Genomic DNA, 15,943 nt, shown 5'->3' on the forward strand with positions numbered 1-15,943 from the left:
ATGCTCCTATCGTAATACACTTCAGCTATAGTTCTCGCCTCTATTTTCCTTAAACTATTTTTACTGTTAAACTCAAACCACCGTATCGATATTCCAGAGCAGTTAGTCCGTAACAGGTAATTCGATATCGACCGTGGTTCCTTGATTAAGTGCGCTTCGAATGCTCAAGTTCCCTTTATGGTCATGAATAATTTTATAGCACATCATCAAACCAAGCCCTGTCCCCTGTTCCTTTGTCGTATAAAAGGGTTCCCCTAACCGATGAAGGTTGTCAGTAGGTATTCCAATACCTTCATCCTTAATACGGATAATGAGCTCATTCAATTGCTCAAAGGCGACGATCTGAATTTTGCCACCATTCGGAGTTGCCTCAATTGCATTTTTTAATACATTGACGAACACTTGTTTAATATCCACTTCCGAACAACAAATTGGAGGAAGATCTCCATGTATTTCTATGTAAACTTGAACCCCATTCATTGTAGCTTGGGCTTCTAATAAATTTATTACACTATACAAAAGGGTACCTATATCGTTCCTTTTTAAAACCTTCGGCTGCGGCTTGGAGAATATCAATAGCTCATTGATAATACTATTCATCCGGTCGACCTCAGATAACATAATCTCACAGTGCTCAACTCTTCTCTTATCAGATTCCTTCATAAGCTGAAGAAATCCCTTTAGTGATGTTAAAGGATTGCGAATTTCGTGTGCTAGCCCTGCGGCCAATTGTCCAACAACATTTAATTTATCTGCTTTCCGGAAAAATTCTTCGGATTTTATGCGCTCAGAGATGTCCCGGGTAATGCCTGTCAATGCAATAATTTCGCCGTAGCTATTTTTAATTGGAGAAAGGGTTATAGAAACATGTACTAACTCTCCGGCTTTATTCTGCCGAACCGTCTCAAAAGTCTTTGCCAGCATATCACCTTGGATTTCTTGGGTAATGGATTTGAATTCATCTTCCATCTCCAGCGGGACAATGGGCAACTGCCTGCCAACCAACTCATCTTCAGACCAACCATATAACATTTCAAATGAATGGTTTACACGTACCACGTTACCACCCGTATCTATGATACATATACCATCTGCCGAGTCATCAATTATAGATTCCAGCAATTTCTTAGTTCTTTCCAGCTCTTGTTCCGCCTTTTTCCGTTCCGTAATATCGACACATGAGGCAATAACCTCAATGACCTTACCATTTCGTCGAATTGGCCTCAGCGATGCCAAATAATAGATGCCTTTCGATTCCCCTTCATACGTGACTCCTTCATTTCCTTCCCAAGCTTTAACATAGTGCCATTCCTTGGCTGCCGCTTTCCCAGCGGGGAGAAAGTCCTTAAGTTCTTTCCCAACGACGTCACTTTCATCCAAACCCATTTTGGACATTAATTGTCCAGCGCAATAAGTATGAACAAACCGTCCATCTTCATTAATAAACTTGAAGGTCATGCCTTGCTGCTCTCGTAATATTTCCTCAATATCTTGGAAGTACTTTTCTAGATCCTTGTCCGATGGTTTCCTAAGCATTGGTCTCAACACCTCTTCAGAAGGGCTCGAATAGGAACACATTCGACAAGCATTTTAGGAAGTCCTTCACAAGTCATTCCTGTCTTAATCCAAATAAATTAGCCCTCGCTTGGTAGTCACCTTCGTATCGTAAGCCCGCTCCCTTTTACACATTCAACCGTCCATCTTACCGTAGATATTATTGTTCCAGCATTTTTCTTTCCAATGCTGTTAACATCCCCTTTTATGTAAATGCAAGTGAGGAAAACGACAGCTGGGGTATGTTAGACCAGGGAGCAGACTTCCACGGACGGCCGCAACGCTTCTCCGCATAATTGCCTTTCGTTTGGTCCTTATAGCTGCTGTCCGTTTGAACGCAAACAATAGCTTGAGCTGTTCTTCAAAATGTTCAGGTGCATTTAGAATGACACGGCCCTACCCGTTTGATATCTGTCCATCGCGCTTCCACCTCAATTCTGGGAATCAGTGTTCCTTCCGCGATCTGCTCAGTAAGATACCGCAAATCATCCGGTACGGAATTGCATAACTTGGAAGTCGTATAGGCTCTTCCTACGAAGGTAGAAATCGGCTCGCCTGTCGGCTGATTCGGGTTGGCTAACTCCCCTGCCCTTTTTGCTCAAGAAACTGAACGAAAACTTCATGAATGGCAGTTTTGTTCTTACTGGCAGTATTATGCTGGCTCCTCGACTTATTTGCCTCATCATATCACAGATTGTTTCCAGAGAAATAAAGGTATCCTCATATATTGAGATTGGGGTTGACAGGATAAAGAGTGACCACGTACAATTATATTGTTTCATATGAAACATAAATTATATATAATTTTTATAACACCTTTTTTAATAAGCACCGAAAAAGATTCTGACGAAACAATAATTAATGAAGGAGGCTCATTCATGCCTATGGAAATCGTGAATCCCAAGACATTGACGGATAAAGTTACATCTGTCATTTCACATGTCGTGGTAACTACTGCCTCTAAACTGGCCTTCATCTCAGGTCAGGTTGCTGTAGATGAAACAGGCGCATTGGTCGGTTCAGGGGACTATTACGCGCAAGCGATTCAAGTGTTCACCAATCTTAAGTATGCATTGGAAGCCGCAAGAGCGGATCCATTGTACATTGCAAAAATGAATATTTTTGTGGTAAACCACCACCCGGCATTGATTTCGATTATTTTTGACGCCGGATTTCATGTGTTTGGCTCTAACTGGCCGAGGACAGCAAGTACCTATATAGGCGTTCAAGCACTAGGCGATCCTGAATGGCTTATCGAAATAGACGCTATCGTAATCTTCCCATAATGTTTAAGAAAAGAGGTTATTGATATGAAATATGAAGTCATCCTTATCGGTGGCGGACCTGTCGGCATGATGTTAGCTGGAGAATTGGCATTAGCCGGTGTAAAGGTCTGCGTCATTGAGCGATTAAAAGAGACAACCCCGTATTCACGTGCGCTTACCGTACATCCACGAACCCTTGAAATATTAGATATGCGTGGAGTGAAATCAAAATTAATCAGTAAAGGCCGCTTACTTTCGAGAGGACATTTTGCCGGTTTAGAAACTCCTTTGGATTTCTCTGTGTTGGATTCTTCTTCCAATCACACTCTCTTTTTACCGCAGAGTGAGACGGAGAAGGTGCTCGAGGAATGGGCTCTTAGCCTTGGCGCAGAGGTCTGGAGAGGGTTTGAGGCTCTATCTGTGCATCAGGATGAAGATGGGGTTGACGTTAAGATCGCCGGACCTAATGGAGAAACAACGTTAAGATCAGCTTATGTGGTAGGTACGGACGGAGCCAGAAGTTTGGTTCGCAAATCTGTAAATATATCCTTTGAAGGTACAGATGCGACCTTCACGGCTATTCTGGGAGATGCCGTTCTATCTGATTTGGCTCCAATGAGTGTCATATCCCGAATTACAGAAAAAGGTTTGGTCAGCATCATGCCGATCAATGATCGTATCTATCGAGTCTTGATTATCGATATGGAGAGACGTAACATCTCTAAGGATGAGAAGGTTACATTGGAAGAGTTTCGTTCATCACTCATCCGTACGACCGGAAGCGACTTGGGATTAAACGATGTAAAATGGATGTCACGTTTCGGAAATGCTACGCGGCAAGCGGGACGCTATCGGGATGGTCGATTGTTTTTGGCGGGAGATTCGGCGCACATTCATTTTCCCGCTGGTGGACAGGGAATGAACGTCGGCTTACAAGAAGCGATGAACTTAGGCTGGAAGCTTGCAGGAGTAATCAAAGGCTGGGCTCCGGACTGGCTATTGGACAGTTATCATACCGAACGTTTCCCATGGAATACGGCCTTGCTCCGGAATACCGAAGTCCAAACCCTGCTTCTGGACGTGACTCCTCCCATCACGGAACTGCGAAGCATGTTGGCTAATCTGATTCAAGTACCAGAGGCTAATTATCAAGTCGCCGCACAAGTTTCCGCAATGGATGTACATTATGCTCCAGACGCCGAATCGCCTACTCATCCTTTAAACGGGAAACGGTTCAAAGATCTCCGCTTAAAGCTGGAAGACGGGCAATTGATTAACGCCTATCCGTTCCTACACAAAGGTACTTTTCTTCTGCTGTATTTCCATTCTAATGAACAGAATAGCGGCCAATGGGAAACGTATAGCAACCTTCAAGTATTACATGCATCTTTGGCTGAGGCAGACGCGGATTGGAACGACGTCCACACGGCACTTATTCGTCCGGATGGACATATTGCCTGGGCGATTTCTCTATCTGATGCGAATCCAATGCAAAAAATAAATGAAGGTATCACTCGCTGGTGCGGAGACATTATGGATAAGCCATACAAGAGTCATAAATCTGCCGATTGAGAGACTGCCCCCCACTTCTTTAGGATAAGGCCACTCAGAACGTTACACAGGAGAAACCGCAGATATGACCGTTCCGTATCCTTTACGGCCGTGCTTATAACCATACAGGTTTTTGTCTTTTTCAGTAAAAATGTATATGTTCTTGTCGTCGGGTTCTGACCAAAACATATATCGTTAAAACAAAAAAAGCCGCTTTTACGCGGCTTTTAATCGTGTATGTTCTTGTCGTCTTACAACACTACGCCTGATTTATTTTAATTAAAAACCTTTTTAACAAAGTCAATAAGCTTGGACTTTAATACATCACCGTGCTCTCCCCTGTGGTACATATCTGTTCCGTGATAACCACTCTCATCCACAATCAGCTCTTTATCCGTTGCTCCGGATGCTTGATATAATTTGCGCACTTCTTTTTCAATTGAGCCTCCATAATCGCCAGGTGAAAAAACAAACACGGATGGTGCTTTTATCTTCTCGACGCTTGGAATGGCATTAAGGGGCCCACATTGTGCAGGAGAAGAAAGAATAATCAGTCCCTCAATAGGCAGCGCTTGACGAACACCTGCAATGATTGCTGTACTACCGCCACATGATGCTCCGGCCAAAAACACACTTTTTGTACCCAATCGTTTGAGTTCGCTTAAGGCAGCATCTGCATCACGATCTATATTCTGGTTATCCTCCGGAATATTCTGTGAGGCACCATGATTACGATATTCAGGAATAACAACCAGATATCCACTGTCTGCCAGCTCAGTTCCCATGTCAAGAAAAGAGCAAATGTTATAGCCTTGCTCGTGTGCAAGCAAGACTCCTTTATTTCCGCTCCCAAGCACAAGCGCAGACAGATGCACCCCATCGCTAGTTGTCAACGTAGTGGCTTTATCGCGTAGCTCTTCTGGAACGCAACTGTTCACAAGATGCCCGCTAGAAGAGCGTACCGCTTGATCTGGCCAGGCAGGATCATACTCAACCGGTGGGTTTGATGGTATGTTCTTCACTTCGGAAACCGGTGTTTCATTTACAGCATTTTCTATAGGTTTCGTATTTTGAGATTGATTAGATAGTGATTGATTTTCATCTGGAGATATAGGCTTTTTAGTGGTGCATCCTGTAATCGTTACTAACAAAATGAGCAATATAAATACCATTTTTGTTTCTTTAAAAAATACGTTCATAGATTTTCTACACCTCTAACTATTACTGAATTTACTTTACTGAATTTACAAGTGATTATTGAGCTCTGTTCCATTCGTTCTGCTACAAACCCGTTCTGCTCCAATCTGTCATGTCGTGATTCCCCCCTTCACTTTTCATCATCCGTTGCAATGGAATTCAGCTCAATGGTGATGTTTGGATGCTTGGCTTCGTATTTTTCTTCGCTTCCTTGAAATAATCACTAGGAAAAAAGGTGGAGAAAACAACCGTCTTCTCCTCTGTGGTTGACGGCGGTTCGATCACTTCCTTGTGTTCCGGAGTAGAGTTCGGGCCGGCCGGAGCTCTGTTTCCACTGCTGCTATTCGAGGTACCTGCACCACAGGCTGTGACACTCATCGCCTGCAGTGCGGACATCATCATCAGGATTGCTTTTTTCATGATATGTAACTTCCCTTCCATCTCTTTATCGCTTTCTTGTCTTGACTATCTCAGTATAGAAGGGAGATTTATGATAAGTTAGATGGACTTATATAGAAGTTGTAAAGTTTACAGAAGAGAGGCCTTGAGCATAAAAAAGTCCCCTTTCAAACCTGTTCACCAAGTCTGAAAGGGGACGATCTATAAAGAGTGAACTCAAGAAGTTCATGTTGAAGGGCTTGGATAAGCCATTACAACAGGGGGTTCAATTCGAAAATTGAGTTCAATCTATCAATTATAAGTTATAATGCGGGAGAAGGCGCGCTTTCAGCGGATTGCTTGGCTGTGTAACTGAAGAAAGCCATGACATTCTTGCTAAAGCCTACAACCTCTTTGCGCTTGGTGTTAAGCACAACACAGTACCGCATCGTCTTGTTATCCTTGCTGGTATAATACAATTCAAGATTCGTATTTGAGCGGTCGAGTTGAGGCTGATATTTCACCTCCGACAAGGGGTAGCTTCCATGATTCTCAAGAAAACGATTCGCTAAATCAATGAATGTAGAGTCCTGCTGTGGCGACCGGTTTTCTGCCACGCTGATCGACCGAAGAATCCTGAGTACATCGCCATCCTTGGCATTGAGCACAATCTGAAAGTTCTCCAGGGGAACGGTGCTCGTGGTCAGCGTTACATAATATAGGCCTTTGGTGATCGCAGAGATGTCGCTGGTCAGCATTGTTCTTTCGGAATCGGAATCTGTGCTCTCCGCCTGAGCGGGCATTACTGCAACTGTACTCGCCTCTTTGAACAGTTCCTGCAGCTTCACCTGATCGATCATGGAAACTTCAAATTGGACCTGATCCATCTGCAGATTCTGGCCAAAATACTTATTGACTGCATTCAGGCCAAGGGATTCCGCCGCACTCTGGGACAAGACTCCTTCATAATCGACCTCATCCGGCTTCTGTTCCTGAACGATCTTCTTCACCATCACCGTATCTTTGGGAACGGCATTGAACCAGCCTTGACATCCTGATATCAGAAGCATGCTGACTAAGCTCACGGTGATCCCATAATATCGCTTCATGACTCAGGTCCGCCTCCCCTTCCTTCTGTTGCAAAGACCACTTCGATCGTCGTTCCCTGCTGAACTTGACTGCTCACCCGTATGACTGCATGATGAATGTCGGCAATGTTTCCGCAAAGCGCTAGTCCCAAACCAGCACCATTGCTGCTTCTTGTCCGGGCTTTATCCGCCATATAGAACGGTTCAAAGATTTTATTCAGATGCTCCTCGGCAATTCCGATCCCTTGGTCGATAACGGCCAGTACATAAGACCCCTCTCGCCAGTAGGTGCGGAGCGTAACGGTTCCTCCCGCGAAAGATGCCTTCAGTGCATTGTCTACCAGATTGAAGACTAATACCTTGATAAGATCGCGCTCCAGTTCCAGACGGCCTTCCTGACATTCCAGATTGATGCTGACCTCTTTCTCCTTCGCCATCATCTCCAGTGTCGGTTTCATTTCCAACAGCAGCGCCCGCATCTCTTGACGCTCCATCTGAAACTGCTCCTTCTTCAATATGATAAGATCCATCAGTTTCAGCGACAGTGCCTCTAGCCGCTTTCCTTCGTCATAAATGACGCCAAGTGCGTCGAGAAACAGCTTTTCGTTATATTTGGTCGTCCGCAGAAAATTGGCATAGCCGACGATCGAAGTTAACGGTGTCTTCAGCTCATGAGTAAAGTTATCGATGAACCGCTGCTTCTCATCATTGTTCCTCTCCAGTTCATTGATTTTGTCCTCCACAACCTCCGCCATCTCGTTAAAGCTCGACCCTAGTATGCCGATTTCATCCCGGGATTTCACCTTCACCCGTTCCGAAAAGTTCCCCTGCGCAATGATCTGTGACGTTCGATTCAGTCGTTCGATAGACCGGGTCAGTCCACGGCTCACGAAGAACATGACGATCATAAACAGTACACAGGCGGCCGAATCAACCTTGGCAAAAAAGCTGTACTGTTCGATCCGGTCCTGATAGACAGGCGTCAGATCCTTCATATAGGTGAACACATAATTCTTCTGATTAATCTGTGCATGATTCACAGTAAACAAAATGGTCCGGTCACCGACATCCCGCAAAATATAATGAATGCTGCTATTGTCCAGGTTCTCCAGCTCACGGCGTGCTTGCGGCATCCCAAAATCAGCGTTGTTGAAAATCGTCCGACTGGCACCATCGGTAATATCGAGATAAATGCCCTGGCCGCTGTTCTTCGCTACAAATTGTTTAGCCATGCTCGTCAGCACGGTTTTCTCGTAATCCAATGAATCATAAATCCGCAATATCGGTACGATCGCATCTACGCTGGAATGAATACTCATGTTCTGGCTCAGTGCCACTTCGATCGCCTGATTCAACATTCTGTTATGCGTGCGCTCGATGACCATCACCGAAGCACCGTTGAAAATCAAGACAAACACGAGCAGTGACAGGAGATAAATTTTCTGCCACAATTTCATGCTCAATCCTCCAGGCGATATCCGATTTTATAAATCGTCTTGATCTGATCCTGCAGGTTCAGCTTCTTGCGGAGGGATTTGATGTGCATATCCACGGTCCGGGTCTCTCCGTAATAATCCCCGCCCCAGACCTTGTCCAGAAATTGCTCTCGTGTCAGGGCGATATTTTTGTTTTTGAGCAGAACGACCAGCAAATCGTACTCTTTCGGCGTTAATTCCACTGGCTCCATCTGAATCAGGACCTCGCGCTTGTCGAGGTCGACCTGCACATGCTGAAACTCCATCATTCGTTCTTCCTTGCCGTATCTGCGCAAGACCGTCTCAATCCGCGCCAGCAGCTCGATCGCCTCAAAGGGCTTAACCATATAGTCATCAGCCCCCAGCTTTAGTCCGTTGACCTTGTCGTATACAGAGTTTTTAGCAGTCAGGAAAATGACAGGCGTGCCATACGGCTTGATGCGTTCCATCAGCTCGAAGCCATCCAGATGCGGAATCATGACATCTAGCAGGATCAGATCGAATTTCTCCCGCTTCAGTATTTCGATCGCAGCAAGGCCGTCATAGACCTCAGTGGTATCATAGTTCACCAGATTGAGGTTCATTTTGATAATTTTAGAGATATGGATATCGTCTTCAACAATTAGGATCTTCTTCGTCATACGGATTCTGCTCCTGTGGTACATTAGTGGTCATCTATCTAAATTGAACTTTTGATAACTAGCTTAGGGTAAGCCTACCTATGAAATATTTTATCGACCGCTGCTTCTGAATCAATTTCGCACACTTGCCTACAAGCAGAATCATTCTAGATAGAATGAACTAAAGAAGTGAATGTTACTGGCCACCGTATTGGGCAGTTATACCAGGGAAGTTCAATGCAAAACTTTAGTTCAATCTATATAGTTCAACATATATTATAACGGATAAAGATGGACAGATAAAAAATCAGCCCCCATCTAGCGATGGGAGCTTGGGACTGGGACGAGCGTAACGAAAAGCTACTGCAGACACGATGCTGTTTGGAATCTTGACATCAAGCTGAACCAGGATACCATATACGGACTTCTTATGTGTTTAAACAACCACACCTAAGTTATTTTCCTTACTGCAAACCATAGCTCAACGAAATTAAGTCCATCCTTAACTCCTGTAACTTCAAATTCCATCCCCTCGACCTGCTCGTATCCAGCAGTAGGAAGCCATTCGGAGAAGAATCGTTTATATAATGTCTCAATGGTTTCATCAAATTGGTCCCATGTGAATGGATCAGAGGGGAAAATCGCCCATGTTTGAGCTGGTATTGTTATCATTGTGTACCCATCCGTTTTACTCGAATCCCCTTTAAATGCGGACAGCATATACGGAAAACAAGCTTCTTCCGTTTTTTTGTAGCTACAAACAGCATGTACTTTATGATAGTTCTGATTTAAAAAAGTTGGTAGATCACCTGCATTGTCCGTAAGCCTTTCAACCTCACCGTTAACATGGCTTTGCTTCCATAATTCTGCTGGGGTATCTACTCCGTTTAATTGAAACACTTTTTCGATTCCGAATACTTGAAAGGGTTCTTTTGTCTCGATACGATAGTTCATAGCCTTTTCTCCTTTAATTGAAATAAGGAAGGAAAGACGAGGATAGGCTTTGAGGTCAGTCCCTTCTTCTCGAGCCATTCTGGATTAACACCATGCAACAATTGAAAAGCTCTTGCGAATGAAACTGGAGATTCATAACCATACTTTATCGCAATATCAACAACTCTCATACCACTATTTTGTAATTCAATTGCAGCAAGAGTGAGGCGTCTTCTCCTTATGTACTCCGCAAGAGACACATCTGTAATAAACGAGAACATTCTCTGGAACTGATAGGAAGAACAACAAGCACATTGAGCAACTTCCTTCAATTCGATCTTGCCGGTTAGATTCATTTCAATGTAATCCATCGCTCGATTCATCCTCGTGAGCCAATCCATCTGATCCCTCCTCTTATCAAAAGTATAGGTATGCTACGTTCTCATCTCGCAACGATTTGTGCACAATTTAGTTTCCTTAGAGAATTCATGTCGTTTCTAATAATTAATTATATAGCGTAAAGATCTACGGATTAAATTAAGTTTTGTCGGAACGTTGAGATCGTGTTTTATAACTATCCTGCTCGTTAGTTCAACAAAAACAGCAGCCGTTTAGCCGGCTGCTGTAGTGTTGTTTTAGATTGTTGTTTCCCCATTAGTTCAGATGGCTCGACGATTTATAAATCAAACAACAGATTTCTCAAGAATCTCCTTATGAATATCTCCATAAGTTTTGCTTGATGGAGTGGGGGTAGCCTGGATAACTGTTATCATGTTTTGCTTAGGCAGAATATTTATCTCTTGACCGCCGAATCCCCTGCATGCATAGCCATTTTCCAGTATCCACCACAAATATCCGTATGAGCTGTTGTTGTCGTTTGGCCTTAGCATTTCCTTAACATAATGTTCAGAAACAATCCGTTGGCCTTCTACAATGCCGTTGTTTAGAACTAGAAATCCTATCTTCGCAAGATCTCTGGCAGATAAATTAGAATTTCCCTCTCCTTTCATCACGGTATACGATACACCACAAGGGCTTTCAGCCCATCTTCCACTCGATATTCCTAGAGGCTTATATAAAAACTCCTCACACAGTTCATATGATGTATTTCCGAAAGCATTTCCAATAACAGCAGATAACAATAGCACATCCCATTCTTTATACACGTAGCTGCTTCCAGGATAGTCCTTCACCGCAACATCTGCGACATGTGCGATCCAATCCCTCGTCCGCTTCATTTGTTCGACCATTGGGCAATGATAATGAACGCCGCTGTTCCAGAAAATCCCTGATGACATGGTGAGAAGATGCCGAATCGTTATGGCCTTATGATAATGATGGATACCCGTTTGAAACGCGGGCAAGTAATCGCCGATTGGCTCGTCCAAGCTTCGAATCATGCCTTTATCGAGACAAATCCCCGTCAGTAAAGAAAGAATGCTTTTCCATATCGATTTAATATGATTTCTGGTATTTTCATTATACTTGTTGTAATATCTTTCAAAAACAATTTTTCCGTTTTTCACAACAAGGACGCTATTGACAAGCCGATATCGCTTTCGTTTAATAAAATCATCAAGGTCGCCTAACATCTCCGCATCCATGCCTTCCGCCTGGGGCGTGGAATATTGCCACTCTAAATTCATCTCAAATACCTGCCGATAATCGATTTTTCGTTTCTTTTCAACTGCTCTGGAGATCCGAGCGCAATAATAAACCCACCATCACTGCCGCCTCCCGGCCCCAACTCTATAATATAATCGCAATTGCTTAACACTGCGGGGTCATGCTCAGTCACAATGACCGAATTCCCATTCTCTGTTAATTCAAGCATCAGCTTGATTAGTTTTTCACTATCTGAAAAAGATAAGCCGGTTGTAGGCTCATCGAGAATATACAAACGATCCTTTCCCGATTGCTTGCCAAGCTCTTTAGCGAGTTTAATCCTTTGAGACTCCCCGCCGGAAATGGTCGGTGTTTGCTGCCCCAGCTTAATATACCCCAGTCCTACTCGTTCAAGAGTGAAAAGTAAATGGCAGATATTCTTATCATATGCGGCACTTTTCTCATTTCCGAAAAAATCTATCGCTTCCGATACGCTCATTTCGAGGATTTGCCGTATATTTTTGCCTTCAATCGTTATTTCCATAGCTTCTTCTATAAAGCCTGTTCCTCCACAAGCGTCACAATTTTGTTCGATATAGTTTCCAAAGCCCACATGATATTTAATCACTTGATCACCTTTACATTGACGACATCCACCTTCGGAGTTCAGTGAAAATAATCCTGCTCCATATCCTCTCTCTATCGAATCAGACGTGCTTGCAAACATTTTTCGGATCCGATCGTATATCCCCGTGTAAGTAGCCGGACAAGAGGTTCTGCTTCTTCCTATAGGTTTTTGATCAATGACCAAGCATTTCTTGATATGTTCAATTCCACTTACCCTTACATCAGATAAAAATACCGTTTCTTCGTCGTCATCTGTAATTGTAAGAAACTCTTTTAGTTTAGGGACCAAGGTGCCTGAGATAAAACTCGATTTTCCACTGCCCGATACCCCCGCGATCCCTACCATTACCCCGAGGGGGATTTGTACAGTTAAGTGGCGAAGATTATGTAGGCATGCATTTTCAATCGTCAGCATTTTTTCCGGGTTTACCTTAGAATATGTCTGCTTTACTTGCAGCTTCTTTTGATCGGCTAGATATGGCGAGGTCCTCGATAATTCACTGGTCATAAAATCGTCGAAGCTGCCTTGAAAGATACGATGACCTCCGAAAATTCCAGCATCAGGTCCTAGATCAATGATATAATCTGCAGCACGCATAAAATTTTCATCGTGCTCAACAGCAATTACCGTATTCCCCCGATTAACCAGATTTTGAATAATTTGAATGAGCTTTGCTTTCTCAATTTCATGCAAACCAATGGTCGGCTCATCGAATATAAAGATGATGGAATCCATCTGAGCAATGATAGAGGAAGCGAGGAACAAGCGTTGTATTTCGCCACCCGACAAGGTTGGGACAGGTCGCGACAATGAAAGATGGTGAAGGCCCACATCAATCATACAATCCAACTTAAGATGAATCTCGTTGATAAGCGTCATACCGAATAACTCAGAGTTTTCCTTTGTTAAAAAATCATTCAATTCTCTAATATACATATTCTCCAGATCTGTTATGGTTTTTCCGGCTATTGTTGTATGCATTGCCTGTTCACCCAAGCCGGCTCCTCCACATTTGCTGCACGGCTCCTTCTTTCCGTACGCTTCAGATAAAATGCCATTTTGCCTACCGCTAATTTCACCATATTTAAATCCATTCAACAGCCAAGGAATGACACCCTGAAAGCTTGTCTTTCCATGGTCTCCATATTTTAAAGCTAACAGTTGTTCATTGCTCAAAGTATGGAGCGGTTGCGTTACAGTCAGTCCATGATATGAACAAAATTCGTCCAACCTCTTTCTGGCTCCTCCCCGATATAGCAACCGTTCGACTAATAGATCCTTTAACTGTGTTCTTCCATTAGAGAATATCTTATCTTCATCAATCGAATAGACGTTCCCATTACCTAAGCACTTTACGCACATTCCTTTTGGTGAGTTCCTCAGGAACATGTCCATGCTTAGGGAAAGCCCATCGTCGTAATTGGGATCTCTCTTGCCATATGTAGCAAATAAAACGGCGAGCATATTGCCAATCTTTGTCCGCGTTCCAACCGTGCTACGTGGATTGGACTGGCGAATAATTCTTTGTTCCACTGCGACGGTAGGGGCTAGACCTGTGATTTGATCAAAGGTCGGTGCGGCGTCCACCATAAACTGCGTACCCGAAAACATGAGGTATCGGCGTTTGCCCTCCTCATACAATGTGTCGAATGCAAGACTGGATTTCCCGCTGCCGGATACTCCGGTTATCACGGTCAATTTACCCCGTGGAATCCGAAGATCGATATTTTTCAAATTATGAACCCGTGCACCCTTTATTTCGATAAATTTGTTCATAGTATGCTGCCTTTCATAATATTTCATCTTTAACCCATCCATGGGAGGCAGGCTTCTTTAATGATTCGTACCGACTCCGTTTCCAGAGATTTCGCGTGATGAGGAAAGTACCATCCCTTTTTCTTAGATGTCAAATGACCCCTCTAATTGCTTTCAAGGACGATTTCGAGATCAGCAACCGGCAGCTTCTTACTTGTGAGTTATTCAACTATGGTATCCCGTTAGCTTAGTCGTTCATTCATTTGTTTAAGGTGATGAGAATCGTGGTCAATGAATATCTTCAAGTATTTATCCACTGTAAACTGACGTTTTCCAGAACCAATTGTGAACTTAGCATTACCGTCGATTCCAGATATCGCTTTAATTAATATTCTTCGATTCATGACAAACTCATCTATTAAAGAACCAGTTGTTGTAAAAACACTTATGTATTCGATGGCTTCTCTATTATGTAAGTCATGATTAGGGAAAGCGTTCAAGTTTGCACCCTCATTCATATAGGGGACATGATTCTGTAAAATGAACTTATCCCAATAATATAGATGTCCTATGATTTCCTTGACTGACCACTTACCTTCACTTATTGGCTCAAGAAGACGTTGTTCATCGAATTCTTTATACTTTAGTATTTCTTCTGCTGTCTGATCATAACTTAAAGCTGCTTTATTACTCATTTATTAACCTCCATTTCTGATATGGGATAAGTTAATTTAATCCATTAACAACGCATATTGTTTTAAAGTGAAATGTACAGATCACTTATAAATAAAAGATCCTGCCCTTACCAAATTCAAAGATTTATTATGCCAGTATATTTATTTCGGCTTGTTGAACTAATGATTCCGTTAGCTTAGAGTTTGTGGCTTTTAATAATTATATCTGGGCATATAATTCTTGCTTTCTCGGCCGAATACCATTTACTTGGTTTACTATTATCATTCTCGGGAATTCTTGTCTCTTCAACAACTTGGTCAATAATAAAACCGGCTTTAACTAAAGCATTTATGTATGTGCTTATCTTTCGATAATTCATTATTATAGGTACTGATCTCCACGACTCATGTTTTTCAGGTCCTTCATCAACGTAAGAACGACGAAAAAATAATTTTTCTTCGTCATATTCCAATACACTATGAACAGGATGTTCCCAGCTAAATACAAATACTCCTCCTGATTTTAGTGAATCATATACATTCTTTAATGTTTTATCAAGGTTAACCGTCCATCCAAGAGCGTATATCGACACTGCAATATCAAAATATGCTTCTGGCAATTCTATCATATCTTCCAATGGAGACTCTATGAAGTGAATTGGCGTACTTAAGTAAGAAGTTACCCCTTTAGCAGTATTCAATTGTGCTGTAGAAAAGTCTACACCGTATAATTCCTTTGCTCCTTTATTTGCCAAGTATTCAAGGGTATGACCGCTCCCACAACCAACTTCAAGGATCACTTTACCTTTCACATCACCCAACAAATTTAGTTCATTTTCATCGGGAGAATATATACCGTATCCTAAGGTATTAAATGTACCTTCAAAGAATTGGTCAGCTACTTTATTCCAACCGTCCTTATTGATTTTCAGAATTTCATGTTCTTTAATCATCTCTGTCCCCCCCAAAAATATACTTCTAATTCACCTAACTAGTTTTCGACACATCATAATTTATTTCCTTGTTATCTAACCTACCCATAGCCTAATAAAACAAGGACCTTTTTCCCCTGCTCAGTCGATGGACATTTTCTATACTTGACCGTTGTTGTCACTTCAGTGGACAGTAGCTTTATTGGCTACGGAAAAAAGCCGCTTTTTACGCGGCTATTAACGTCAACTGATCGTTTGACCAATTGCCGCAATCCTGTAAATGAGCCC

14 protein-coding genes are annotated in these 15,943 nt (G+C 42.7%); 2 read left to right on the forward strand and 12 right to left on the reverse strand.

Annotated elements, in window-relative coordinates; genetic code table 11:
• Window positions 1-102 precede the first annotated feature (102 nt).
• On the reverse strand, window positions 103-1,536 hold the full coding sequence (locus tag ABIE48_RS15720) for a PAS domain S-box protein (protein WP_192713978.1): 1,434 nt from the start codon (window positions 1,534-1,536) through the stop codon (window positions 103-105).
• Between the two features lie 896 nt (window positions 1,537-2,432).
• Between ABIE48_RS15720 and ABIE48_RS15725 the strand changes: the two genes are divergently transcribed.
• Complete coding sequence (locus ABIE48_RS15725) at window positions 2,433-2,840, forward strand: RidA family protein (RefSeq protein ID WP_354519236.1); 408 nt, start codon at window positions 2,433-2,435, stop codon at window positions 2,838-2,840.
• A 24-nt stretch (window positions 2,841-2,864) separates the two neighbouring features.
• Window positions 2,865-4,391 carry a monooxygenase gene (locus ABIE48_RS15730; protein ID WP_145018862.1) on the forward strand — a complete coding sequence of 509 codons (1,527 nt, stop codon included), beginning with the start codon at window positions 2,865-2,867 and terminating at the stop codon, window positions 4,389-4,391.
• A 254-nt stretch (window positions 4,392-4,645) separates the two neighbouring features.
• Here ABIE48_RS15730 and ABIE48_RS15735 read toward each other — a convergent pair whose 3' ends face one another.
• From ABIE48_RS15735 to ABIE48_RS15785, 11 genes are all read right to left on the reverse strand, one after another.
• On the reverse strand, window positions 4,646-5,569 hold the full coding sequence (locus ABIE48_RS15735; RefSeq protein ID WP_192713977.1) for an alpha/beta hydrolase: 924 nt from the start codon (window positions 5,567-5,569) through the stop codon (window positions 4,646-4,648).
• A gap of 157 nt (window positions 5,570-5,726) precedes the next feature.
• A complete protein-coding gene (locus ABIE48_RS15740; protein WP_192715386.1) occupies window positions 5,727-5,987 on the reverse strand; it encodes a hypothetical protein in 261 nt (86 codons plus the stop codon).
• Window positions 5,988-6,268: 281 nt separating this feature from the next.
• Window positions 6,269-7,054, reverse strand: coding sequence for a hypothetical protein (locus ABIE48_RS15745; RefSeq protein WP_192713976.1), 786 nt, complete (start codon window positions 7,052-7,054; stop codon window positions 6,269-6,271).
• Entirely contained in the window at window positions 7,051-8,490 is a 1,440-nt protein-coding gene (locus ABIE48_RS15750) for a sensor histidine kinase (protein ID WP_192713975.1), read from the reverse strand. Before ABIE48_RS15750 ends, ABIE48_RS15745 begins: the two co-directional genes overlap by 4 nt.
• Before the next feature lie 2 nt (window positions 8,491-8,492).
• Window positions 8,493-9,149 (reverse strand): response regulator transcription factor, encoded by a 657-nt coding sequence (locus tag ABIE48_RS15755; RefSeq protein WP_192713974.1) that lies wholly within the window; start codon window positions 9,147-9,149, stop codon window positions 8,493-8,495.
• Between the two features lie 429 nt (window positions 9,150-9,578).
• On the reverse strand, window positions 9,579-10,082 hold the full coding sequence (locus tag ABIE48_RS15760) for a GyrI-like domain-containing protein (RefSeq protein WP_354519240.1): 504 nt from the start codon (window positions 10,080-10,082) through the stop codon (window positions 9,579-9,581).
• Window positions 10,079-10,432, reverse strand: coding sequence for a helix-turn-helix transcriptional regulator (locus tag ABIE48_RS15765; protein WP_354519242.1), 354 nt, complete (start codon window positions 10,430-10,432; stop codon window positions 10,079-10,081). Before ABIE48_RS15765 ends, ABIE48_RS15760 begins: the two co-directional genes overlap by 4 nt.
• Before the next feature lie 312 nt (window positions 10,433-10,744).
• A complete protein-coding gene (locus ABIE48_RS15770) occupies window positions 10,745-11,707 on the reverse strand; it encodes a serine hydrolase domain-containing protein (RefSeq protein ID WP_354519244.1) in 963 nt (320 codons plus the stop codon).
• Window positions 11,704-14,097 (reverse strand): excinuclease ABC subunit UvrA, encoded by a 2,394-nt coding sequence (locus ABIE48_RS15775; RefSeq protein WP_354519246.1) that lies wholly within the window; start codon window positions 14,095-14,097, stop codon window positions 11,704-11,706. Before ABIE48_RS15775 ends, ABIE48_RS15770 begins: the two co-directional genes overlap by 4 nt.
• 194 nt (window positions 14,098-14,291) lie before the next feature.
• On the reverse strand, window positions 14,292-14,744 hold the full coding sequence (locus ABIE48_RS15780; RefSeq protein WP_192713973.1) for a DinB family protein: 453 nt from the start codon (window positions 14,742-14,744) through the stop codon (window positions 14,292-14,294).
• 176 nt (window positions 14,745-14,920) lie between these two features.
• Window positions 14,921-15,676 carry a class I SAM-dependent methyltransferase gene (locus ABIE48_RS15785; RefSeq protein WP_192713972.1) on the reverse strand — a complete coding sequence of 252 codons (756 nt, stop codon included), beginning with the start codon at window positions 15,674-15,676 and terminating at the stop codon, window positions 14,921-14,923.
• Window positions 15,677-15,943 lie beyond the last annotated feature (267 nt).

Source organism: Paenibacillus sp. OAE614 (assembly GCF_040546645.1).
In the GTDB taxonomy this organism is placed as follows: domain Bacteria; phylum Bacillota; class Bacilli; order Paenibacillales; family Paenibacillaceae; genus Paenibacillus_AQ; species Paenibacillus_AQ favisporus.